We start from the raw sequence: 22,771 nt of genomic DNA, 5'->3' as shown, positions 1-22,771 counted from the left end.
CGTGACCGGCACGCAGAGCCCTTCCGCGACGCGGGCGCCGGCGCTGCGGATCGGCCCCATCGAGCTCGAGGCCCCCGTGGTGCTCGCGCCGATGGCGGGCATCACGAACACGGCGTTCCGTCGGCTGTGCCGCGAGCACGGCGCCGGGCTGTACGTCGCCGAGATGGTCACGTCGCGCGCGCTCGTCGAGCGCGGCGAGGAGACCTTCCGCCTCCTGTCGCACCATGAGTCCGAGACGCCGCGCTCGGTGCAGCTCTACGGCGTCGACCCCGCGACGGTCGAGCGGGCGGTGCAGATCATCGTCGACGAGGATCGGGCCGACCACATCGACCTGAACTTCGGCTGCCCCGTGCCGAAGGTCACGCGTCGCGGCGGCGGCTCGGCGCTGCCGTGGAAGCACGAGCTGTTCCGCGCGATCGTCGAGCGCGCAGTCAAGGCCGCCGGCGACATCCCGCTCACGGTGAAGATGCGCAAGGGCATCGACGACGACCACCTCACGTACCTCGAGGCCGGTCGCGCCGCCGAGGCTGCGGGCGTCGCCGCCGTCGCGCTGCACGGTCGCACGGCGGCGCAGCACTACTCGGGCCTCGCCGACTGGGAGGCCATCGCGCGCCTCAAGGAGGCCGTCACGACGGTGCCCGTGCTGGGCAACGGCGACATCTGGCAGGCCGAGGATGCCGTGCGCATGATGGAGCAGACGGGCTGCGACGGCGTCGTCGTGGGCCGCGGCTGCCTCGGGCGCCCGTGGCTCTTCGGCGACCTCGTGGCCGCGTTCGAGAGGCGCGAGGATCGCTTCCGGCCGTCGCTGCACGAGGTCTTCGCGGTGTTCCGCCGCCATGCCGAGCTGCTCGTCGAGTTCTTCGGCGACGAGGATCGCGCCTGCCGCGACATCCGCAAGCACGTCGCCTGGTACGGCAAGGGCTACCCGATGGGCGGCGACGTGCGCCGCGCCCTCGCAGCCGTGTCGAGCCTCGCCGAGATCGACGAGCTCGTCGCGACGCTCGCCGACGCGCCGTACGACGCCGCGGGCGTCGAGGGGCAGCGCGGCCGCGCCGGCAGCCCCAAGCGCCCTGCGCTGCCCGACGGGTGGCTCGCCAGCCCCGAGCTCACGCCTGCGCAGCGCGCGTCGCTCATCGAGGACGAGAGCGACACGCGTGGCGGCTGACTACGTGGGGCACGACCGCGAGCGGTGGCTGCCCGAGACGCACTCGACCAGGCGCAGCGACTTCGCGCGCGATCGTGCGCGCCTGCTGCACTCGAGCGCCCTGCGCCGCCTGGCGCAGAAGACGCAGGTCGTCTCGCCGACGTCGGGGCTCGACTTCGCCCGCAACCGCCTCACGCACTCGCTCGAGGTCGCGCAGGTCGGCCGCGAGCTCGCGGGCGCGCTCGGCCTCGACCCCGACGTCGTCGACACGGCGTGCCTCGCGCACGACATCGGGCATCCGCCGTTCGGGCACAACGGCGAGCGCGCGCTCAACGAGTGGGCCGCCGCGATCGGCGGGTTCGAGGGCAACGCGCAGACGCTGCGCGTCATCACTCGCCTCGAGCCGAAGATCGTCGCCGATCGCGCCTACGGCCTCAACCTCACGCGCGCGAGCGTGGATGCGGCCACGAAGTACCCGTGGCCGGCCGACCAGGAGGTGCTCGACGCCGGGTCGGGCCGCGTGAAGTTCGGCTTCTACGCCGTCGACCGCGACGTGTTCGAGTGGGCGCGCCAGGGCGCGCCAGAGGGCCGGCGCTGCATCGAGGCCGAGGTCATGGACCTCGCCGACGACATCGCGTACTCGGTGCACGACTTCGAGGATGCGATCGTCAACGGGTTCATCGACCCGCGCGTGCTCGCGGCGCGCGCCGACCACGATGCGCTCGTCGATCGCATCAAGCGGTGGGTCGGCGACGTGCCGCGCGACGAGCTGCTCGCGGCCTTCGATCGGCTCGACGACCTCGACACGTGGCTCGAGTCGTTCGACGGCGGTCGCGGCGACCAGGCGCGCCTCAAGAACCTCACCTCCAAGCTGATCGGCCGGTTCGCGACCGCATCCGCCGCCGCGACCCGCGCCGCCTACTCGGGGCCGCTCGCGCGCTTCGGCGGCTCCGTCGTCGTGCCGACCGAGGTGCGGGCCGAGATCGCCGTGCTCAAGGGCACCGTCGCCGCCTACGTGATGGACGTCGAGAGCCGGCAGCCGATCTACGAGCAGCAGCGCGTCATCCTCGGCGAGCTCGCCGACCGGCTGCTCGAGGTGGGGGAGGGCGCGCTCGACGGTCCGTTCGCGGAGGACTGGCGCGCCGCATCCGACGACGCAGCACGCATGCGCGTCGTCGTCGACCAGGTCGCGAGCCTCAGCGACCAGACCGCCGTCGCCTGGCACGCGCAGCAGGTGGTCTGATGCCCGGCCGCATCCGCAGGGACGACATCGACGAGGTGCGCAGCCGCATGTCGATCGTCGACGTCGTGTCGGATCACGTGACGTTGAAGTCCGCGGGCGTCGGCAGCCTCAAGGGCCTGTGCCCCTTCCACGACGAGCGGTCGCCGTCGTTCCACGTTCGGCCGGCGATCGGCAGGTACCACTGCTTCGGCTGCGGCGAGGACGGCGACGTCATCGGCTTCGTGATGGCGATGGACCACACGTCGTTCACCGAGACCGTCGAGCGCTTCGCCGCCCAGCTCGGCGTCACGCTGCGGTACGAGGATGGCGGCGCGCCGCAGGTCGAGGCCGGCTCGCGCCTGCGACTGCTCGAGGCATCGAAGGCGGCCGCCGAGTTCTTCCAGGCGCAGCTGCTGCTGCCGATCGCGGAGCCCGGGCAGCGGTTCCTCGGCGAGCGCGGCTTCGACCTCGCGGCGGCGCAGCGCTTCGGCGTCGGGTTCGCGCCGCAGTCGTTCGAGGCGCTGCGCACGCACCTGCGCGGCAAGGGCTTCACCGACGACGAGCAGCTGCGCGCCGGCCTGCTGTCCGAGGGGCAGCGCGGGCCCTACGACCGCTTCCGCGGCCGGCTCGTGTGGCCCATCCGCGACGTCACCGGTGCGACGGTCGGCTTCGGCGCGCGCAAGCTGCTCGACGACGATCCCGGCCCGAAGTACCTCAACACGCCCGAGACCGCGATCTACCACAAGTCGCAGGTGCTCTACGGGCTCGACCTCGCGAAGCGCGACATCTCGAAGCAGCGCGAGGCCGTGATCGTCGAGGGCTACACCGACGTCATGGCGTGCCACCTCGCGGGGGTCACGACGGCGATCGCGACGTGCGGCACGGCGTTCGGCGTCGACCACATCAAGGTGCTGCGCCGCGTGCTCGGCGACGTGTCGACGTCGGACACGACGGCGCTCGGGAAGGTCGTCTTCACGTTCGACCCCGACGAGGCCGGGCAGAAGGCCGCGAGCCGCGCGTTCGCCGAGGAGCAGCGCTTCGCGGCGCAGACGTTCGTGGCCGTCGCGCCCGACGGCCTCGACCCGTGCGACCTGCGCCTGCAGCGCGGCGACGACGCCGTGCGCCGCCTGATCGAGACGCGCAGGCCGATGTTCGAGTTCATGCTGCGCCGCGTCGTCGACGCGTTCGACCTCGAGACCGTCGAGGGCCGCGTGCAGGCCACACGCGCCGCGGCGCCCGTGCTCGCCACGATCCGCGACCGCGCGCTCGCCGAGGGCTACCAGCGGCAGCTGTCGGGCTGGCTCGGCGTCGAGCCGCGCGACGTGGTGCGGGCGCTGCAGGCGTGGCGTGCGCAGCAGGGGCGGCAGGATGCGCGGCCGCAGGGTCGCCCGGGCCAGGGCGGGCCGGGTGCTCCCGGCGGCGCGCCCGTCGAGCCCGTGCAGCCGCAGATGACGATGCAGCAGCTGCCGAAGGATCCCGCGACGATCCTCGAGCGCGAGGCCATCGTGGCGATGCTGCAGCAGGGCGGGCACGTGCCCGAGGCGCTGCGCGTGCGGGGTGCCACCGCCCACGTCGGCGACGAGACCCTGCGCATCGTGCGCGACGGCATCCTCGCCGAGCTCGACCACATCGCCGCATCCGGATTCTCGGAGCGGGTCGCCGCCGCCGTGCCACCGCCGCTCGCCCCGCTCGTGCGCGAGCTCGCGATCGCGCCGATGATCGCGGGACCGCGCGGCGTCGAGTCGAGCGTGCGCGGGGTCGTCGTGACGTTGATCCTGCGTGACATCCTGAGGGAGAAGGGCGAGCTGCTCGGGCAGCTGTACCGGCTTCGCGAGGGCGATCCGGCGGCGGCGAGGCAGCTCGCGACGCGGATCGACGAGCTCGACGCCGAGCGGGCACGGATGGAGGAGCAGCGATGACGGAGCCGACCCACGCAGCGATCCGGGTCCACGACGCATCCCTCGCCCACGCGGGATCCACGGCGCTCGTCGTGCGCGGCGTCTCGTTCGTCGCCGAGCCCGGCGCGCCCGTGACGGTGCTCGGCCCGACGGGAGCCGGCAAGTCGACGCTGCTCGACGCCATCGCGCTGCAGACGCCCAAGGAGCAGGGCCCCGAGCTGCACGGCGGCTCGATCGCCGTGCTCGGCCACGACGTGCGCGGCCTCGGCGGTCGCGCCCGCACGCGGCTGCTCGCGTTCGTCGGCCACGCCGAGCAGCGCGGCTCCGAGCGGCTCGAGGGCACCATGACGGTCGGCGACGTCGTCGCGAGCCCCATCTTCGACCGCGACCCGCGCTTCGACCGCAAGGAGGCGGGCGTCGCCGTCGCCGGCGCGCTCGACGCCGTGCGGCTGCCGCTCGGCATGCTCGACCGGCACGTCTTCGAGCTGTCGCGCGGCCAGCGCCAGCGCGTGTCGCTCGCTCGGGCGCTCGTGCTCGACCCCAAGGCGCTCATCGTCGACGACCCGATCTCGGGGCTCGACCCCGTCGTCGCACCCGACGTGCTCGACGGCCTCCGCACGCTCGCCGAGACGCGCGCGGTGGTCGCCGCCGTGCGTACGCCGCGCCAGGCGCGCGCGATCGGCGGCACCTCGGTCGTGCTGCACCGCGGCCGCGTCGTGGGCGCGGGCCCGATCGACGCGCTGCTCGCCGACCCGCGGCATCCCTACGTCGAGTCGCTCGCGCGCACGGAGCGCCCCGCGGCCTGACCGCCCGGCGGCGCACGCCTTTCCGCGTGACTGGTCGCAGTTGCACCACACTGGTCGCAGCTTCGGTGCAATGGCGACCAGTGTGCGTACATCTCTGACCAGTCGACGGGGGAGCGACGCCGCCCGGCAACGACGAAGGCCCCACCGCGAACGGTGGGGCCTTCTGCTGCTCCCCGAGATGGACTCGAACCATCAACCTGCCGGTTAACAGCCGGCTGCTCTGCCAATTGAGCTATCGAGGAATGCTGGGAACAGCCCGGCTAGCCTAGCACCGATCCGAGGGCCCCTCGAACCACGCCGGGCTTCGGCGTCACGCGTCGACGTCGTCGACGCCGGGCGTCCAGGTGAGCCCCGGCCGCCCGTAGCGGGCCTTCTTGATGGCCTTCTCGATCGACTTCCACTCGCGGTGGTCGAGGCGGTCGGCGTAGAGGATGCCGTCGAGGTGGTCGTACTCGTGCTGGAAGATGCGGGCGAGCCAGCCGGTCGCCTCGATGCGGAAGCGCTCGCCGTCGAGGCCGGTCGCCTCGAGGATCGCGGCCTGCGAGCGGATGAGCGCCTCGCGCGGTCCGGGGATCGAGAGGCAGCCCTCCTCGTCGTCCTCGGTGACCTCGTCGATGGGCAGGGGAGCGATCCACAGCGTGGGGTTGATCGCGACGCCCGACGACTCCACGCCATCCTCGTCGGTCCACGACCACACGAAGAGGCGCTTGCCGATGCCGACCTGCGGTGCCGCGAGGCCGACGCCCGGCGCCGCGTGCATCGTCTCGACCATGTCGGCCACCAGGGTGCGCAGCTCGTCGTCGACGGTCGACACCTCGGACGCGACGGTGTGGAGCACCGGCTCGCCGGTGATGCAGATGGGGAGCACGGCCATGTCGCCAAGGCTATCGACGGTTCGCGGCCGGTACTGTCGGATGGTGCGGCTGGCTGACATCACCGATCTGACCGAGCAGATCTCGCTGACGCCGCTGCAGGCGCTCGGCATCCCCATCGCGATCGCGGGTGCGGTCGTGCTGTCGCTCGGCACGCAGTTCCAGCACCGCGGCGTCTCGCTCGTCGAGGGATCGTCGGGTGCGTCGGGCGCGAAGCTCGACCTGCGACAGCTGGGCCTGCTCATCCGTCGCCCGTCGTGGGTCGTCGGCACGTCGATGCTCGGCGTCGCGGCGCTCATGCAGCTGTGGGCGCTGTCGCTGGCGCCGCTCATCGTCGTGCAGCCGCTCGGCGCCGTCGCGCTCGTCGTGACCGCCGTCGTGAACGCGCGCGTCGCCCGCCACCGGCTCGATGCGCCCACGATCAACTCGATCCTCTTCTGCCTGCTCGGCATCGGCATCTTCGTCACGGTCGCGGCGGTCTTCGCCGTCGAGCACCCCATCCGCGATCAGCAGCTGCTCACGGTGCTGTGCCTGCTGCTCGTCGTCGGCATCGGCCTGGGCCTCGCGTGGTGGCGCTGGCGCGATCGGGCGAGCGCCATCTTCTACGTCATCGCCGCCGGCGTGCTCTACGGCTTCGTCGTGACGCTCATGAAGGTCGTGCTGAACCGCATCACGACCGGCAACTTCGAGTGGCTCACGATCGTGTGCCTCCTCGGCGTCGCGGGCGCGCTCGCGTTCGGCGGCTACTTCGTGCAGCTCGCGCACGCGTCGGGTCCGCCCGACCTCGTGATCGCGGGCCTCACGGTAGTCGACCCGCTCGTCGCCGTGCTCATCGGCGTCACGGTGCTCGGCGAGGCCGCGCAGACGCCGCCGTGGGCGCTCATCGTCTTCGTGCTCGCGGGTGGGCTCGCCGTGTTCGGCGTGTTCCAGCTCGCGAGGCACCATCCGCAGCTGCAGGCCAAGACCCTCGTGGAGGACGACGAGTGACGGACCCGCTCCGCATCCTGATCACCGGCGACACGTTCGCGCCCGACGTCAACGGCGCGGCGACGTTCGCGACGCAGCTCGCGGCGGGCCTCGCGAGGCGCGGCCACGAGGTGCACGTCGTCGCGTCGGCGACGGCGCGCGGTCGACAGGGTACGCGCGTCGAGGAGCACGAGGGGGTGCGCTTCACGGTGCACCGCCTGCGGTCGCTCGGCTACCCGGGGCACGACTGGCTGCGCTTCGCCGAGCCGTGGCGCATCGTGCAGAACGCCGGCTCGCTGCTGGATGCGCTGCAGCCCGACGTCGTGCACTTCCAGTCGCACCTCGTCGTCGGTCGCGGCTTCGCGTCGGCGGCGCGGGCGCGCGGCATCCGCCTCATCGGCACGAACCACATCATGTTCGAGAACCTCATGGACCACTCGAACATCCCGAAGGTCGCGCAGGGTCGCATCACGAACGCGCTGTGGGCGGATGCGGGCCGGGTGTTCGGCCGCTGCGACGCGGTGACGACGCCGACGAGGCGCAGCGCCGACTACCTCGAGCGCATGACGGGCCTGCACCACGTGCACGCCGTCTCGTGCGGGCTGCGCGCATCCGACTACACGGTCTCGCCGACGCGCAACCGCGGCACGATCGTGTTCGTGGGTCGCGTGACGAGCGAGAAGCGCATCGAGACGGCCGTGCGAGCGCTCGCGCGCCTGCCGAAGGAGCTCGACGCGCGGCTCCAGATCGTGGGCGGCGGCGACCTCGTCGACGAGCTGGGCTCGCTCGCGGCGTCGCTCGGCGTCGGCGACCGCGTGGAGCTGACGGGCTTCGTGTCGTCGGAGGAGCTGCGCGCGCGCCTCACGGGCGCCGAGGTGTTCGTCATGCCGTCGACGGCCGAGCTGCAGTCGATCTCGACGATGGAGGCGATGGCGTCGGGCCTGCCCGTCGTCGCAGCCGACGCCATGGCGCTGCCGCACCTCGTCGACGGCAACGGCTACCTGTTCCGCCCCGACGACGACGCGGACCTCGCTGTGCAGCTCGAGAAGGTCCTGCGCGCGAGCGACGACGAGTGGCAGGCGCTGCGGCACCGGTCGCTCGAGCTCGTGTCGGTGCACGACATCGAGACGACGCTCGACGTCTTCGAGGCGCTGTACCGCGGCGAGGACGTCGTCGACCCCGTCACCGAGCTGCCGCACCTCGAGCCCTCGTCGGCGGATGCGGATGCTGCGGATGCGCTCGATCCCGAGGCCGAGCCGGCCGACGAGTCGCGGTAGCGCGCGTCGGTAGGCTCCTTCGCGGGGCGGTAGCTCAGCTGGTCAGAGCAGCGGACTCATAATCCGTCGGTCACGGGTTCAAGTCCCGTCCGCCCTACGACTGCGTGCGTGGGCATCCGCCGCCTATGGTGGCGGTATGCGCACCACCACCGTCGACGTCGGCCAGCTCCCTGCGAGCAGCAGCGACGACGCCCCGCTCGTCGAGCGTCTCGTGGCCATCGTCAACGACGCGTACGCGGCCGGCGAGGTCGGCATGTGGCGCGACGGCGCCGCGCGCGTCACGTCGCAGGGCATGCGCGCGCTCATCGCGGCAGGCGAGATCGTGCATGCGGGCATCGACGGGCGGACGGTGGGCTGCGTGCACCTGCGCCGCGTCGATGCGACGACCTGGGCGTTCGGCATGCTCGCGACCGACCCGGCGGTGCAGGGCGGCGGCATCGGTCGCACGCTCGTCGACGCCGCCGAGTCGATCGCCCAGTCGCGCGGTGCGTCGCGGATGCAGCTCGAGCTGCTGGTGCCGACGGCGCAGGAGCAGGCCTCGAAGGCGGCGTTGGGCGCCTGGTACGCCCGGCGTGGCTACGCGATCACGACGACGCGCCCGTTCGCGCTCGACTACCCCGAGATCGCCGGCCACCTGGCCGTCGAGTGCGAGTACCAGGTGTGGCACCGCTCGCTCGCGGCGTCCGCCTAGCCGACCCGCGTCAGCGCGAGCCGAGCGCCGCCCGCGCCGCCATGCCGACGATCGCCGTGTACGTCGGGTAGGCGAAGCGCACCTCCGCGAGCGTCTGCACGCGCACGCCCGCAGCCATGGCGGTCGTGAGGGCCTGCACGACCTCGACGGCGTGCTCGCCGACCGCGTGCGCGCCGAGCACGGTCGAGCGGGAGCGGTCGACGACGAGCTTGAGGAAGCCCACGTCGCGGTCGTCGATGACGGCGCGGTCGAGCGCGTCGTACCGCACGGTCGCGACGACGCACTCCGCATCCCGTGCGCGCGCCTCCGCCTCGGTGAAGCCGACGCCGGCGTAGTCGGGATCCGTGAACCCGCCCGCGGGCAGCAGTCGGTGCGGCGCGCGCACCGAGGCGCCGAGCACGGCGTTCTCGGCGGCGGCCTCGCCCTCGAACTGCGCCGCCTGCACGAGCATGTCGCGGCCGTTCGCGTCGCCCACGGCGAAGACGTGCGGCACGACGGTGCGCAGGTACTCGTCGGCGGGGATCGCGCCGCGCTCCACGGCGATGCCCGCATGCTCGAGGCCGAGGTCGGCGACGTCGGCCGGCCAGCCCGTCGCCATGACGACACCGTCGACCTCGAGGGTGCGCTCGGCGCCGTCCTCCACGAGCACGAGGTCGACCGCGCCCGACGCCGACCGCTCGAGCCGCGAGACGCCGTCGATGCCGCAGCGCACGTCGACGCCCCGCGCGACGAAGGCCTCCGTCACCTCAGCCGCGATGTCGGCATCCGACGCCATGAGGATGCGCGGCGCGAGGTCGAGCAGCGTCACCTGCGAGCCGAACGCGGCGAGCACCGTCGCGACCTGCGCGCCCGTGTTGCCGCCGCCGATCACGGCGACGCGATCGGGGAGGGCGGGCAGGTCGAGCACCTCGTCGGGCAGGATCGCGAGCTCGGCACCCGGGATCGGCAGCCGGCGTGCGTGGCCACCGACGCACACGAGGATGCTGTCGCCCACGACGCGTCGGCCGCTGTCGAGCTCGAGCGTGTGCGGGTCGACGAACCGCGCTCGCCCCTCCTGCACGAGGTCGACGCCCGCGGCGGCGAAGCGCTCGGCCTCGGCCTTCATCGCCCGCACCTCGTCGACGCGCGCGTGCACGCGGTCGACGACGCCGCGCCAGTCCACCGACACGTCGCCGACGATCACGCCGTGCTCGTGCGCCGACCGCGCATCGCGCACGAGGCGGGCGGCGCGGGCGAGCACGCGCGTCGGCACGCAGCCCGCGTTCACGCACGTGCCGCCCAGGCGTGCGGCCTCGAGCACCACGACGCGAGCGCCGAGGTCGGCGGCGCGCAGCGCGGCAGCAGTGCCGCCCGGCCCGGCACCGATGACGACGACGTCGTAGCGGTCGGTCTCGGGCATCGTCGGCTCCTCACGCAGGCGGTGCATCCATCCTCGTCGCCTCGCGGGCACCGGGGAAGGGGTCAGCCGTCGCGTCGAGCCTCGGCGCGACGACGGAAGGCGGCGGCGGGCCAGTCGAAGCGCACGAGGACCACGAAGAGGACGGCGACCAGCACGAGCGCGAGGCCGAGCCCGAGTCCGAACGCCCACGGCGACGCGATGCCGAGTGCGACGAGCACGAGGCCGGCGGCGCCGACGGACACGCCGACGCCGACGGCGAGCCGCGCTCGGGCCGCGTCGTCGTCGCGAGGCTCCCGCGTCGCAGGATCGAAGGGTCGCCGCCGCCACGCCACGACGCCGACGGCCACCATGAGCGCGACGACGAAGGCGCCGACGGGCAACGCCCAGTACACGGTGGGTGGTCCGTCGAGCGACACGAGGATGGCAGCGACCCCGGATCCGACTCCGAGCGAGACCGCGTGCACGAGCGTCGCCCGGCGCATGAGGCGCCAGCCGTCCGTCGACCAGTCGTGCCCGGCCGCCCGGGTGACCAGCATGGTCATGGACCCGACGAGCGTGCCGATCGAGAGCACGAGCATCGCGGGGCCGAGCAGGGTGGGCATGACTCCACCCTCGCGGGTGACGGCCACGCCGTCGAGGGCTTGCGCCGTCACGTCGCGTCGACGAGGCCCTTCTCGACGAGCGACGCGCCCGCCGCGACGACCGCCTCGCGCTGCGGCCTCGGGTCGACGCCGAGCAGCGTGCGCATGCGCGTGACGTCGATGCGCTTCACGAACCCGACCTCGGCCGCGATGCCGCGCAGCTCGGGGCGGAACCGCGCCAGCAGGCGCACGACGAGGTCGGGGATGCGGCCGGTCGGCGTGCGCGCCGCATCCGCGCCGAGCGCAGCACGCAGCGTGGACGCGACCTCGACGAGCTCGATCGCCGGCTCGCCCGTGGCGACGAGGATGCGCTGACCGGCGACGCCGGCCGTGATCGCCGCGACGTGGGCCGCGGCGACGTCGCGCACGTCGACGATCGGCACGAACATGCGCGGCGCGCGCGGCATGCCGCCTGACAGCAGTCGCTGCAGCAGGTGGTTCGAGCCCGACACCGAGTCGCCGAGCACGGGACCCATGACGGCGACGGGCAGCAGCGTGACGAGCTCGATGCCGCCCTCCTGCTCGAAGAGCTGCCACGCGGCGCGCTCGGCGAGCACCTTGCTGCGCCCGTACGCGTCGACGCCCGGGCCGTCGAGCGGCGTCCAGTCCGCCTCGCCGTCGAGCGAGCGGATGGTGGTGCGCACGGGGTGGCCAGCGGCCAGCGGGGCGAGCACGACGTGCCCGGCGATGAAGCCCGAGCCGCCGGTGACGAGCACGCGATCCATGGTGACCCTCCTCGGCGCCCGAGTCGTTGGTGGCGCCACCGTCGATCGTGCGCCGACGCACGAGCCGCAGCCATCCCCGCGCCCACACCGGTACCCGCAGGGACAGGATGCGCCGACGGCCCGAGGCGTACCGTGGCCGCATGCCCGAGACCCCGAACCTGCTCGGCGAGTACCTGCGCGCTCGCCGCGACCTCGTGACGCCCGACGAGGTCGGCATCCCCGTCGTCGGCCAGCGGCGCGTGCCGGGGCTGCGACGCGAGGAGGTCGCGATGCTCGCGGGCATCAGCGCCGAGTACTACCTGCGCCTCGAGCAGGGGCGCGACACGAACCCGTCGCCGCAGGTGCTGCGGTCGATCGCGCGCGTGCTGCGGCTCGACGACGACGCGTACCTGCTGGGGCTCGCGGCGGGGGAGCCGCGGCGCAGTCGCCCGCGGGTGCGCCGCGAAGTCGTGCCCGAGTCGACGCAGCGGCTCGTCGCCGAGCTGCCCTTCCCGGCGTTCGTCGAGGGCAGGCTGCTCGACGTGCTCGCCGCCAATCCGCTCGCGACGGCGCTGTCGCCGCGCCTCGCGCCGGGCCGCAATCGTCTGCGCGACGTGTTCCTCGACCCGGCCGAGCAGGCGATGTTCCAGGTCATGCAGGGCACGGCGGGCGCGCTCATCGCGGGCTTCCGGCAGTCGATCGGCACCGACGTCGACGACCCCGCGTGCATCGCGCTCGTCGGCGAGCTGTCGCTCGCGAGCGAGGACTTCCGCAGGCTCTGGGCGCGGCACGACGTCGGCCCGCGCCAGGGTGCGAGCCTGACGTTGCACCACCCCGAGGTCGGGCCGCTGCGCCTCGACCGCGAGAAGCTCGCCATCGCGGGCACGCCGGGCCTCATGCTCGTGATCTACCACGCCCAGCGCGGCACGGATGCGGCCGAACGGCTCGCGCTGCTCGCATCCGCGGCGCTGCCCGTCGCCGAGCGCGACGCCGACGCGCGCCGCTGACCAGCGCGACCGGCGTAGCGTGATCGCATGCGCGCACGCGACGAGTCACCCGCCGGTCGCGAGGAGCGGGCGGCGGTGCTCAAGGAGCGCATCTACCTCACGTTCGCGTCGCTCGCGGTCGTGCTCGCGCTCGCGGGCCACGGGCGTCCGACCGCGGGGGAGTCGCTCGCGACGCTCGGCGTGACCCTCGCGGGCACCGTGCTCGCCGTGTTCACCGCGGACGTCATCTCGCACATCGTCGTGCACGAGTCGCTGCCGACGCGCACCGAGATGCGGCACATCGTCGGCACGCTCGTGGGCGCGCTGGGCGGCGTCGCCGTGCCGTTCGTCTTCCTCGGCCTCGCCGCCGCAGGCGTCTGGGAGGCGGAGCGCGCGCTGCACGCCTCGGCCGTCGCGCTCATCGTCGCGCTCGTCGTCATCGGCTGGCTCGCCGTGCGCCGCGCGCGCATCACGTGGTGGCAGCGGCTCGTCGTGCTGGGCGCCGAGGCCGTGCTGGGGCTCGCCGTCATCGGGCTGCAGCTCGTCGCGCACGGCGGCTGAGCCTCAGGCGAGATACCCGCGCGCGATCCGCACCAGGTCCTCGCGCCCGAACGAGTCGCCGTGCCCGGGCCGCACGACCGTGATCGGCAGCGCGAGCAGCCGCTCGAGGGATGCGCGATACGCGGCGGGCTCGGAGTCGTGCAGGTCGTCGAGCAGCACGTCGTCGTAGACGACGTCGCCGGCGAAGAGCTCGCCGGAGGCGTCGTCGACGAGACCGATGGAGCCGGGGGTATGGCCGGGCAGGTGCAGCACGCGGTAGACGCGGTCGCCGAGGTCGATGGCGTCGCCGTCGGCGAGCGGCGTCGTGATGCGCGGTGCGGGCTGCGCCGCGCGTCCGTCCCACCCCGCGTGCGGCGCCGCATCCACGAGCAGCGGTGGCAGCGGGTAGACGCCCTCGGCGAGGCCGATGCCGGCTGCGAACGCGGCACCTGCGAGGTCGGCGACGGCGGCGGGCACGTCGGCGGGATGCGCACGCACGTCGGGGAACGCGCCCGCGCCGCCCGCGTGGTCGAGATGCCCGTGGGTCAGCACCACGATCGGCTCGCGCGGCGCGGCGCCCACGAGCTCGGCAGCCGCCTCCACCGCCGAGCGCAGCGGACCCACGCCGAGGCCCGTGTCGACGAGCAGGTCGGCGTCGCGGCCGCGCCGCCACCAGACGTTGCCACGCACGAGCTCGTCGGCGTGCGGCTCGTCGATGCGCACGAGGCCGTCGTCGACGACCTCGAGCGCGAACCACGACGCGGCGACGGGCAGCGTCATCGCGCGTTCACGAGCGCGGGCGCGGGCGACGCGCGCCGCACGCCTCGCGCGAGCCCCAGGTAGATGCCCGCGGCGAGCAGCGGGCCCACGATCGACGACAGGTCGGCGCCGCCGAGCAGGGCCGAGATGGGTCCGACGTAGAGCGTGGTGTTGACCATGAGCACCGCGACCGTCGTCGCGACGACCATCGCCACCGCGCCGGCGACGTGCCAGCCGCCCGAGTACCAGAAGCGGCTGCCCGGCGACGTGTCCGAGAGGGCGACGCCGTCGAACGCGCCCCGGCGCAGCCAGATGTCGGCGGCGTACACGGCCATGAGCGGCCCCATGACCGCGACCGAGAGCTCGATGAGGTAGCCGAGCGTCTCGAGGAAGTCGGGGGCGCCGTAGAGCAGCCACCCCGACAGCACGAGCCCGATGCCGCCCACGACGGCCACGGCCATCCAGCGAGGCACGCGCGGTGCGAGCGACTGCGCGTAGAGGCCGTTCGAGTACTGCGTGAGCACGTTGTTCGCGATGGTGCCGACCACGATCGCGGCGAGGATCACGGGGTGGAACCAGCCGGGCACGACGGCGGCGATCGACGCCTGCGGCTCCGTCATGTCGATCGTCGTCGCGAGCGCGATGCCGACGGCGGTGATGAGCACCGACGGCACGATGCCGCCGAGCGCCGTCCAGCCCACGATCGCGCGGCGCGACGAGGATGCGGGCAGGTAGCGCGAGAAGTCGGCGCTCGCCGCCCATGACAGCGGCCCCGACGCGATGATCGTGAAGCCCAGCAGCCACAGCGCCACGCGCTCGCCCATGCCGAGCTCGGGCGCGGCGTACGACCAGTCGGCCGCGCCGACCGCGTAGGCGCCGAGCACGACGAAGCACGCGCCGACGACGATCGACAGGTAGGGGCTGATCCGCTCGATCGTCGCGTGGCCGAAGATGCTCAGCACGGTGCAGACGGCGGACACGCCCACGAGGATCGCGACGCCCGCATCCGCCGCCTCCTGCCAGCCGAGCAGCACGAGCAGCGACTGCGTCGCGAGCGTCGCGAACGTGATGTTGAGCACGGCGAAGAACACGCCGATCGCGACGCCGAGCGCCGACCCGAACACGAGGTTGCCGCGCACGCCGAACACGGCGCGCAGGATGACGACGCTCGGGGTGCCGGACGCGGGGCCGCTCGTCGCGAGCCAGCCGACGCCGAACCACCACAGGTTGCCGAGCAGGCACACGACCAGCGCCTCGACGACGCCGAGGCCGAGCATCACGAGGAGGCCGCCGTAGACGAGGTAGAGGTACAGCACGTTCGCCGCCGCCCAGATGCCGAAGAGGGCGCGCGGCCTGCCGTGGCGCTCGTCGTCGGGGATGACGTCGATGCCTCGCGCCTCGACGTGCCCGACGGCATCCGTGACGGTCGTGCGTGCTGCGTCGCTCATGAGCGCCCTCCATGGCAGGGTCCCGACGTCGCGGTCGGGCGTTGAGCGCATGCCCAATAGGAGGAACCATAGGTAGGCTCGCGCCTGATGTCAACGGACGCCCGCCCCAAGCGCACGCGCAAGTCGCCAGGCGAGCGCGCCGCCGAGATCCTCGCCGCGGCGACCGATCTCGCGCGCGCCGAGGGCCTCGCGGCCGTGACGGTGCGCTCGGTCGCCGACCGCGCCGGCATCACGCAGGGCCTCGTCGCCCACTACTTCCCGTCGATGCAGGAGCTCGTCGCGCGCATCTACCGCGACCTCGTCGGTGCCGAGGTCGAGGAGGTGCGCGCGGTCGTCGCGGCCGACGGCGATCACCGCGGTCGCATCCGCGCGCTGCTCGAGACCGTGCTCGACGGCTCGCGCGACGACGTGACGGTGCTGTGGGTCGAGGGCTGGGCGCTCGGGCGCCGCAATCCCGAGCTCGCCGCGGCGGTGCGCGAGCAGATGGATGCGTGGCACGCGCTCGTGTCCGACGCGATCGCCGCGGGCGAGGCGGTGGGCGAGCTGCGAGTCGACGACGTCGACCGCGCCGCGTGGCGCGTGCTCGCGTTCGTCGACGGCCTCAACGCGCAGTCGCTCGTGCGGGATGCGCCGATGCGCACGTCGGTCGAGGATGCCGTGCGGGCGGTCGAGTCGTGGCTCGGGGTCGAGGCCGCCGAGCATCGTTGACGTGGGCGGCTTCCCCGCGTAGCCTCCCTCATTGAGCGCACGTTCAATAGCGAACGGCGCACCGGACGGAGGAACCATGGCCTGGCGGATGCCCTCGGAGACCGCGCCCCACGAGCGCACCTGGATGGCGTTCCCGTGCGAGGGCGTGACCCTCGGCGAGACCGACGCCGAGCGCGAGGCCGGCTACCGCGCCTGGACCGACGTCGCGCTCGCGACCGCCGAGTTCGAGCCCGTCACCATGGTCGTCGACCCGTCGGAGACCGCCCGCGCGCACCGCATGCTCGGCTCGGCCGTCGAGATCGTCGAGGCGCCGCTCGACGAGTTCTGGATGCGCGACTTCGGCCCGACGTTCGTCGTCGACGACGAGCAGCCCGGCGTGCTCGGCGCCGTCGACTGGATCTTCAACGGCTGGGGCTCGCCCGACTGGGCGAACGCCGAGCACTCCAACGAGATCGCCCGCACCGTCGCGGGCCTCGTGGGGGCCGAGGTCGTCTCGTCGGTGCTCGTGAACGAGGGCGGCGGCATCCACGTCGACGGCGAGGGCACCGTGCTGCTCACCGAGACCGTGCAGCTGGGCGCCGAACGCAACCCGCACGCCGACAAGGCCCGCGTCGAGGCCGAGATGCTGCGCACGATCGGCGCCACGACGGCGATCTGGCTGCCTCGCGGCCTCACGCGCGACTACGACCGCTTCGGCACGAAGGGGCACGTCGACATCGTCGCCACCATCCCGTCGCCCGGTCGCCTGCTGCTGCACGCGCAGCGCGACGCGGCGCATCCCGACCACGCCGTGAGCGCCGAGCTGCGCGCGCTGCTCGCCGAGCAGACCGACGCCGCCGGGCGCCGCCTCGAGATCGTCGACCTGCCCGCGCCCGCGACGCTGCGCGACGACGAGGGCTTCGTCGACTGGAGCTACGTCAACCACCTCGTCGTGAACGGCGGCGTCATCGCCTGCGGCTTCGGCGAGGAGCGGGCGGACTCCGAGGCGCGCGCGATCCTCGAGGATGCGTACCCGGGCCGCCGGGTCGTGACCGTGGATGCGCGCGAGATCTTCGCGCGCGGCGGCGGCATCCACTGCATCACGCAGCAGCAGCCCGCGCTCGAGCAGGTCGCCCGATGAGCGTCGACGTCGCCGAGGCGTCGATCGCCGACCTCGCGGCGGCGCTGGCGGCGGGGGAGACGACCGCGGTCGAGCTCGTCGAGGCGTACCTCGCACGCATCGACGCGTACGACGGCCCCGACACCGAGACCCGCCTCAACGCCGTCGTCGTGCGCAACACGGAGGCGCTGGCCGAGGCGCGCGAGTCGGATGCGCGCCGCGCGGCGGGCGAGGCGCACGGGCCGCTCGACGGCATCCCGTACACGGCGAAGGACTCGTACCTCGTGCGCGGCCTCACGGCCGCGGCGGGCAGCCCCGCCTTCGCGCACCTCGTCGCGCAGCGCGACGCGTTCACGATCGAGCGCCTGCGCGCTGCCGGCGCGATCTGCCTCGGCCTCACGAACATGCCGCCCATGGCCAACGGCGGCATGCAGCGCGGCGTCTACGGCCGGGCGGAGTCGCCGTACTCGGCCGACTGGCTCACGGCGCCGTTCGGCTCGGGATCGTCGAACGGCTCGGGCACGGCGACGGCGGCGAGCATGGCGGCGTTCGGGCTCGGCGAGGAGACGTGGTCGAGCGGCCGCGGCCCCGCCTCGAACAACGCCCTGTGCGCGTACACGCCGTCGCGCGGCGTCATCTCGACGCGCGGCAACTGGCCGCTCGTGCCCACGATGGACGTCGTCGTGCCGCACGCCCGCACCATGGCCGACCTGCTCGCGGTGCTCGACGTCGTCGTCGCCGACGACGCCGAGACGCGCGGCGACCTGTGGCGCTCGCAGCCGTGGGTGCCCATCCCGGCCGCCTCCGACATCCGCCCCGCGTCGTACGCGGGCCTCGTGGCCGAGGCCGTCGGCGCGCTGCACGGCGTGCGCCTGGGCGTGCCGCGCATGTACCTCGGCGCCGACCCCGATGCGGGCACGAATCCCGACGGCGGCATCGGCGGCGCGACGGGGCGGGCGATCCGTCCGCGACCGTCGTCGCTCGACCTCTGGGAGGCGGCGCGCGCCGACCTCGAGGCCGCCGGCGCGACGGTCGTCGAGGTCGACTTCCCCGTCGTGAGCAACTACGAGGGCGACCGCCCGGGCGCGCCCACGATCGCGACGCGCGGCCTCGTCAGCCCCGCGTACCTGCAGCGCGAGATCGTCGACCTGTCGGCGTGGTCGTGGGACGACTTCCTCGCCGCCAACGGCGACCCTGCGCTCGCGACGCTCGCGGGCGTCGACGGCGCGACGATCTTCCCGCAGCCGCCCGGCGCGCTGCCCGACCGCTACGACGGCTTCGACGACGACCTGCCGCACTACCCCGGCTGGGTCGCCGCGAACCCCGGTGCCTCGTGGCGCGACATGCCCGAGCTCGAGGAGGGGATGCGCGGGCTCGAGGAGACGCGCCGCGTCGACCTCGAGCAGTGGATGGACGAGCAGGGCCTCGACGCCGTGATCTTCCCCGCCGTCGCCGACGTCGGGCCTGCCGACATGGACGTGAACCCCGCATCGGCGGATGCGGGTTGGGCGAACGGCGTGTGGGTCGCGAACGGCAACCTCGCCATCCGCCACCTCGGCATCCCGACCGTGACGGTGCCGATGGGCACCATGGCCGACATCGGCATGCCGATCGGCCTCACGTTCGCGGGTCGCGCGTACGACGACGCGGCGCTGCTGCGCCTCGGCGCGGCGTTCGAGGCGACGGGCCAGCGGCGCACCGAGCCGCCGCGCACGCCGAGGCTCTGACGCGCCGGCTTCGTCGCCGCCTACGATGCGAGGGAGGCTGCTCGCCTCGCGACAGGAGGCGACGTGGCCGATCCGTATCAGCGCATCCTCGATGCGCTCGTCGAGCGCACCGACGAGATCGCGGCGATCGTCGACGCGCGCATCCGCGACGAGCTGCCGTCGTACGACCACGTGCCCTACGCCGACATCGCCACGTCGGTGCACGCGAACGTCGCCCTGACGGTCGCGACGGTGCAGGCGGGCGCGGTGCCGGCGACCGACAGCATCGGCGCGGCCGAGGCGTCGTCGACGCAGCGCGTCGACCAGGGCGTGCCGATCGTCGACGTCATGCGCGGCTTCCGCGTCTGCATCCGCGCCATCCAGGAGCAGCTCATCGCCATCGGGCACGCGCAGGGGCTGTCGGATGCGCGGCTCGTCGAGCTCACCGACCTGCTGTGGGCGCTCTCGGATGCGTTCACGGCGCGCAGCGCCATCGTGTACCGCGATCGCGACGTCGACCGCGCGCTCGCCGACATGCGTCGCGTGCTGCGGTTCCTGCAGGGCCTCGCGTCCGGCGACCTCGACGCCGAGGAGCGCGCGGCGTCGGCGGCGCGGTACGGCCTGCCGCTCGACGGCGCGTACCGCGCGTTCCGAGCGCGGGCGCTCGACGAGGAGCGCACCGAGGAGCTGCGCAGGCAGCTGCATCGGGGGCCGCGCGGCTGCGTGCGCCTCGCCGCGTCGGCGGGCACCGAGATCCTCGGCATCGCGAGCGACGTGCCCTCGACGGGCAGGCTCCGCGCCGTCGTGGGCGTCGGCCCGGCCGTGTCCCTCGGCGAGGCGGCGCGATCGTTCGCCGTCGCCCGCGGCGTGCTCGACGCCGCCCGACGCACGCGCCGCGACGGCGTGCACACGCTGCAGGACATGACCTGGCGCATCGGCATCACGACGGCGCCGCTCGTGACGGCCGAGCTCGACGCGCGGCTCGTGGCACCCGTCGTCGCCGAGGGCGCGTTCGGCGACGCCGTGCTCGAGGCGGTCGGCGCGTACCTCGACCACGGCAGGAGCATCCCCGAGGCCGCGGCATCCGTGCACGTGCACGTCAACACGCTGCGGTACCGACTGCGCCGCTTCGAGGAGCTCACGGGCGCCGATCTCGCGTCGACGACGGCGCTGGTCGAGACGGCGTGGGCGCTCGAGGCGCACCGCGGTTCGTAGCCCGCTACGAAACGATGCCCGAACCCTTGGACGACCGGCTCTGTCCGCACGGCCTCCGCGTCGGCATCGTGGAGTGCACTCGGACGTCGACGACGACGACCGGACGGATGCGGGCGACGGGGCTCGCGGATTCGGAGTGGACATGACGACTCTCGCGGCGACGCAGAGCACGAGGCAGCGGCTGAGGCAGATCAGCGCCGCCGCCGTGGGCAACGCGATCGAGTGGTACGACTGGTACATCTACTCGCTGCTCGCGGCGTACTTCGCCGCGCAGTACTTCCCCAGCGACTCCGAGTCGACGCTCGTGCCGCTGCTGTCGGCCCTCGCGGTCTTCGCCGTCGGCTTCGTCATGCGCCCCATCGGCGGCCTGCTCGTCGGCTGGTTCGCCGACCGCGTCGGCCGCAAGGCCGCGCTCAACGTCACCGTCATCGGCATGGGCGCAGGCAGCCTGCTCATCGCCGTCATCCCGACGTACGAGTCCATCGGCATCCTCGCGCCCATCGCGCTCGTCGTCGCCCGCATGGTGCAGGGGCTCTCGGCGGGCGGCGAGTACGCGGCCGCGGCCGCGTTCCTCGTGGAGTCGGCGCCGAACCACCGTCGCGGCTTCTTCGCGTCGTTCTTCTACCAGTCGGCCATCATCGGCAACCTCTTCGCCATCGGCCTCACGTCGCTGCTGTCGACGACGCTGTCGGCGGAGGACATGACGGCGTGGGGCTGGCGCGTGCCGTTCGCCGTCGGCGCGGTCGTCGCGGTCTCGGGCTACTGGATCCGCCGCCACGCGGAGGAGACGCACACGCTGCTCGCCGACATGGAGTCGGGCGCCGTCGAGAAGCCGAGCCCGTTCGAGTTCCTCAAGCACCCGAAGCTCGTCGTGCAGACGATCGGCATCACGGCGGCCGGCACGCTCATCTACTACGTGTGGACCGTGTACATGCCGACGTACGCCAACGTCGTCACGGGGCTCGACACGAGGCTCGGGCTCGGATCGACGGCGATCACCCTCGTCTTCTTCCTCATCCTGCAGCCGATCGTCGCGACGATCAGCGACAAGGTGGGTCGCAAGCCCGTGCTGCTCGTGTTCGGCTGCGCGTTCGTGTTCGGCACCGTGCCGATGCTGTCGCTGCTGCAGGACTCGTTCTGGAGCCTGCTGCTCGTGCAGATGCTCGGCGCCGGCTTCCTCGCGTGCTGGACGTCGATCCTCAATGCGGTGTTCGCCGAGCTGTGGCCTGCCCGCGTGCGCGCCGCCGGCGCCGGCCTGCCGTACTCGTCGGCCGTCGCCCTCTTCGGCGGCACGGGCCCGTACATCGCGACGGCGTTCGCGCAGGCGGGCAACCCCGAGTACTTCGGCTACTACCTCACGGCGATCGCGATCATCTCGACCGTCACGTACCTCACGCTCAAGGAGACGGCCCACAAGCCGCTGCCCTGACGCCCGACACGACACGAGACACGAGAGAAGGAGCGAGGCATGGTCGGCACGGGCGTGCACATCGGTGGCGTGGGGATGACGCGGTTCGGCGTCCACGAGGGCGAGACGCCCGCATCCCTCGCCGGGCAGGCGATCCGGGATGCGCTGGCGGACGCGGGGCTGGGATCCGACAGGGTCGAGGTCGCGTTCGTCGGCAGCACGACGGGCAGCGCGCTGCACGGACAGCACATGATCGGCGGCGAGATCGTGCTGCGCGAGGCGGGCATCGGCGCGATCCCGGCGTTCAACGTCGAGAACGCGTGCGCGACGGGCACGAGCGCCTTCCACCTCGCGACGGCGCACGTGCGCGCCGGCCTCGCCGACGTCGCCCTCGCGGTCGGCGTCGAGCAGATGCACGTGGGCGACCGCGCCCGCACGATGCAGGTGTTCGACGGCGCCTACGACGTCAAGCATCCCGAGCTGCTGCAGCAGACGCTGCGGGAGCTCGGGGGCGACGTCGACCTCGACGGCCTCGGCGACCGCAGCGTCTTCATGGACATCTACGCGGCGCTCGCTCGCGCGTACATGGCCGAGACGGGCCTCACGGCGCGGCAGATCGCGGCGGTGTCCGCGAAGAACCACGTGCACTCGGTCGACAACGAGCGCTCGCACTTCCGCAAGCCGTTCACGGTCGACGAGGTGCTCGCCGCGCGGCCGCTCGCGCCGCCGCTCACGGTGCCGATGTGCTCGCCCGTCACCGACGGCGCCGCCGCGGCGCTCGTCGTCTCGGCCGAGGTGGCCGCGACGCTGCCTGCACCCATCCGCGTGCTCGCGACCGTCGTCGGCACGGGCACCGATCGCGAGCTGGGCGACTGGGATGCGCACATCACGCGCCGCGTCTCGGCGCGCGCGTTCGAGGAGGCGGGCGTCGGACCCGATGCGGTCGACGTCGCCGAGCTGCACGACGCGACGGCGTTCGCCGAGGTGCTGCAGGCCGAGATGATCGGCCTGTTCGAGCGCGGCGCCGGTGGCGCCGCCGCGGAGGCGGGGGAGTCGTCGATCGGCGGCCGCCTGCCCATCAACACGTCCGGCGGCCTCGAGTCGAAGGGGCATCCGCTCGCCGCCACGGGCCTCGGGCAGCTGTTCGAGCTCACCGAGCAGCTGCGCGGCCGCGCCGGCTCGCGCCAGGTCGAGGGCGCGCGCATCGCGCTCGCCGAGAACGGCGGCGGGTTCCACAAGGGCGAGGACGCCGTCACCGCCATCACGATCCTGGGAGCCTGAG

21 protein-coding genes and 2 tRNA genes are annotated in these 22,771 nt (G+C 73.4%); 16 read left to right on the top strand and 7 right to left on the bottom strand.

The window, feature by feature from the left end; all coding sequences use genetic code 11:
* The first annotated feature begins 1 nt into the window (after position 1).
* From dusB to BLQ67_RS01060, 4 genes are read left to right on the top strand one after another with little or no spacing between them, the layout of a single operon-like run.
* Positions 2-1,165: a tRNA dihydrouridine synthase DusB gene (gene dusB / locus BLQ67_RS16765; RefSeq protein WP_092501678.1), complete on the top strand. Its 1,164-nt coding sequence runs from the start codon at positions 2-4 to the stop codon at positions 1,163-1,165.
* Complete coding sequence (locus tag BLQ67_RS01070) at positions 1,155-2,387, top strand: deoxyguanosinetriphosphate triphosphohydrolase (protein WP_231945116.1); 1,233 nt, start codon at positions 1,155-1,157, stop codon at positions 2,385-2,387. The genes dusB and BLQ67_RS01070 overlap by 11 nt, the downstream gene beginning before the upstream one ends.
* Complete coding sequence (gene dnaG, locus BLQ67_RS01065) at positions 2,387-4,285, top strand: DNA primase (RefSeq protein ID WP_092501674.1); 1,899 nt, start codon at positions 2,387-2,389, stop codon at positions 4,283-4,285. Before BLQ67_RS01070 ends, dnaG begins: the two co-directional genes overlap by 1 nt.
* Entirely contained in the window at positions 4,282-5,070 is a 789-nt protein-coding gene (locus BLQ67_RS01060) for an ATP-binding cassette domain-containing protein (RefSeq protein WP_092501672.1), read from the top strand. The genes dnaG and BLQ67_RS01060 overlap by 4 nt, the downstream gene beginning before the upstream one ends.
* Positions 5,071-5,239: 169 nt before the next feature.
* On the opposite strand, the gene BLQ67_RS01055 is transcribed toward BLQ67_RS01060, so the two are convergent.
* Both BLQ67_RS01055 and def read right to left on the bottom strand, forming a co-directional pair.
* Positions 5,240-5,312 (bottom strand) — tRNA-Asn (locus BLQ67_RS01055).
* A gap of 68 nt (positions 5,313-5,380) precedes the next feature.
* Positions 5,381-5,944, bottom strand: a complete 564-nt coding sequence (gene def / locus BLQ67_RS01050) for a peptide deformylase (protein ID WP_092501670.1) — start codon at positions 5,942-5,944, stop codon at positions 5,381-5,383.
* A gap of 43 nt (positions 5,945-5,987) precedes the next feature.
* Between def and BLQ67_RS01045 the strand changes: the two genes are divergently transcribed.
* From BLQ67_RS01045 to BLQ67_RS01030, 4 genes are all read left to right on the top strand, one after another.
* Positions 5,988-6,929: a DMT family protein gene (locus BLQ67_RS01045; protein WP_231945115.1), complete on the top strand. Its 942-nt coding sequence runs from the start codon at positions 5,988-5,990 to the stop codon at positions 6,927-6,929.
* Complete coding sequence (locus BLQ67_RS01040) at positions 6,926-8,185, top strand: glycosyltransferase (RefSeq protein ID WP_231945114.1); 1,260 nt, start codon at positions 6,926-6,928, stop codon at positions 8,183-8,185. Before BLQ67_RS01045 ends, BLQ67_RS01040 begins: the two co-directional genes overlap by 4 nt.
* 23 nt (positions 8,186-8,208) lie before the next feature.
* Positions 8,209-8,282 (top strand) — tRNA-Ile (locus BLQ67_RS01035).
* A gap of 39 nt (positions 8,283-8,321) precedes the next feature.
* Positions 8,322-8,876: a GNAT family N-acetyltransferase gene (locus BLQ67_RS01030; protein ID WP_092501666.1), complete on the top strand. Its 555-nt coding sequence runs from the start codon at positions 8,322-8,324 to the stop codon at positions 8,874-8,876.
* Between the two features lie 10 nt (positions 8,877-8,886).
* Here BLQ67_RS01030 and BLQ67_RS01025 read toward each other — a convergent pair whose 3' ends face one another.
* The 3 genes from BLQ67_RS01025 to BLQ67_RS01015 all read right to left on the bottom strand — a co-directional run bounded on the left by BLQ67_RS01025 (position 8,887) and on the right by BLQ67_RS01015 (position 11,641).
* Positions 8,887-10,275, bottom strand: coding sequence for a dihydrolipoyl dehydrogenase family protein (locus tag BLQ67_RS01025; protein WP_197674617.1), 1,389 nt, complete (start codon positions 10,273-10,275; stop codon positions 8,887-8,889).
* Between the two features lie 62 nt (positions 10,276-10,337).
* Positions 10,338-10,877 (bottom strand): hypothetical protein, encoded by a 540-nt coding sequence (locus tag BLQ67_RS01020; RefSeq protein ID WP_092501662.1) that lies wholly within the window; start codon positions 10,875-10,877, stop codon positions 10,338-10,340.
* Between the two features lie 47 nt (positions 10,878-10,924).
* A complete protein-coding gene (locus BLQ67_RS01015; protein ID WP_092501660.1) occupies positions 10,925-11,641 on the bottom strand; it encodes an NAD-dependent epimerase/dehydratase family protein in 717 nt (238 codons plus the stop codon).
* A gap of 140 nt (positions 11,642-11,781) precedes the next feature.
* On the opposite strand from BLQ67_RS01015, the gene BLQ67_RS01010 reads away from it, so the two are divergent.
* The gene (locus tag BLQ67_RS01010; RefSeq protein ID WP_092501658.1) at positions 11,782-12,627 is read left to right on the top strand and encodes a helix-turn-helix domain-containing protein; all 846 of its coding nucleotides are present in this window, start codon (positions 11,782-11,784) and stop codon (positions 12,625-12,627) included.
* A 27-nt stretch (positions 12,628-12,654) separates the two neighbouring features.
* Positions 12,655-13,167, top strand: a complete 513-nt coding sequence (locus tag BLQ67_RS01005; RefSeq protein ID WP_092501656.1) for a hypothetical protein — start codon at positions 12,655-12,657, stop codon at positions 13,165-13,167.
* 3 nt (positions 13,168-13,170) lie between these two features.
* On the opposite strand, the gene BLQ67_RS01000 is transcribed toward BLQ67_RS01005, so the two are convergent.
* Together BLQ67_RS01000 and BLQ67_RS00995 are read right to left on the bottom strand one after the other, a co-directional pair.
* Positions 13,171-13,926 carry an MBL fold metallo-hydrolase gene (locus BLQ67_RS01000; RefSeq protein WP_092501655.1) on the bottom strand — a complete coding sequence of 252 codons (756 nt, stop codon included), beginning with the start codon at positions 13,924-13,926 and terminating at the stop codon, positions 13,171-13,173.
* Positions 13,923-15,353 (bottom strand): purine-cytosine permease family protein, encoded by a 1,431-nt coding sequence (locus BLQ67_RS00995; protein WP_157674608.1) that lies wholly within the window; start codon positions 15,351-15,353, stop codon positions 13,923-13,925. Before BLQ67_RS00995 ends, BLQ67_RS01000 begins: the two co-directional genes overlap by 4 nt.
* 87 nt (positions 15,354-15,440) lie before the next feature.
* On the opposite strand from BLQ67_RS00995, the gene BLQ67_RS00990 reads away from it, so the two are divergent.
* The 6 genes from BLQ67_RS00990 to BLQ67_RS00965 all read left to right on the top strand — a co-directional run bounded on the left by BLQ67_RS00990 (position 15,441) and on the right by BLQ67_RS00965 (position 22,770).
* Positions 15,441-16,061 carry a TetR/AcrR family transcriptional regulator gene (locus BLQ67_RS00990; protein ID WP_092501651.1) on the top strand — a complete coding sequence of 207 codons (621 nt, stop codon included), beginning with the start codon at positions 15,441-15,443 and terminating at the stop codon, positions 16,059-16,061.
* 76 nt (positions 16,062-16,137) lie between these two features.
* On the top strand, positions 16,138-17,181 hold the full coding sequence (locus BLQ67_RS00985) for an agmatine deiminase family protein (RefSeq protein ID WP_092501649.1): 1,044 nt from the start codon (positions 16,138-16,140) through the stop codon (positions 17,179-17,181).
* Positions 17,178-18,887: an amidase gene (locus BLQ67_RS00980; RefSeq protein ID WP_092501647.1), complete on the top strand. Its 1,710-nt coding sequence runs from the start codon at positions 17,178-17,180 to the stop codon at positions 18,885-18,887. Before BLQ67_RS00985 ends, BLQ67_RS00980 begins: the two co-directional genes overlap by 4 nt.
* Positions 18,888-18,950: 63 nt before the next feature.
* Positions 18,951-20,081, top strand: a complete 1,131-nt coding sequence (locus BLQ67_RS00975) for a PucR family transcriptional regulator (RefSeq protein WP_092501645.1) — start codon at positions 18,951-18,953, stop codon at positions 20,079-20,081.
* 142 nt (positions 20,082-20,223) lie between these two features.
* The gene (locus BLQ67_RS00970; protein WP_092506701.1) at positions 20,224-21,510 is read left to right on the top strand and encodes an MFS transporter; all 1,287 of its coding nucleotides are present in this window, start codon (positions 20,224-20,226) and stop codon (positions 21,508-21,510) included.
* Between the two features lie 39 nt (positions 21,511-21,549).
* Entirely contained in the window at positions 21,550-22,770 is a 1,221-nt protein-coding gene (locus BLQ67_RS00965; RefSeq protein ID WP_092501643.1) for a thiolase family protein, read from the top strand.
* Position 22,771 lies beyond the last annotated feature (1 nt).

Source organism: Agrococcus jejuensis (genome assembly GCF_900099705.1).
GTDB lineage: Bacteria > Actinomycetota > Actinomycetes > Actinomycetales > Microbacteriaceae > Agrococcus > Agrococcus jejuensis.
This window is presented reverse-complemented; position numbering and strand designations above follow the sequence as displayed.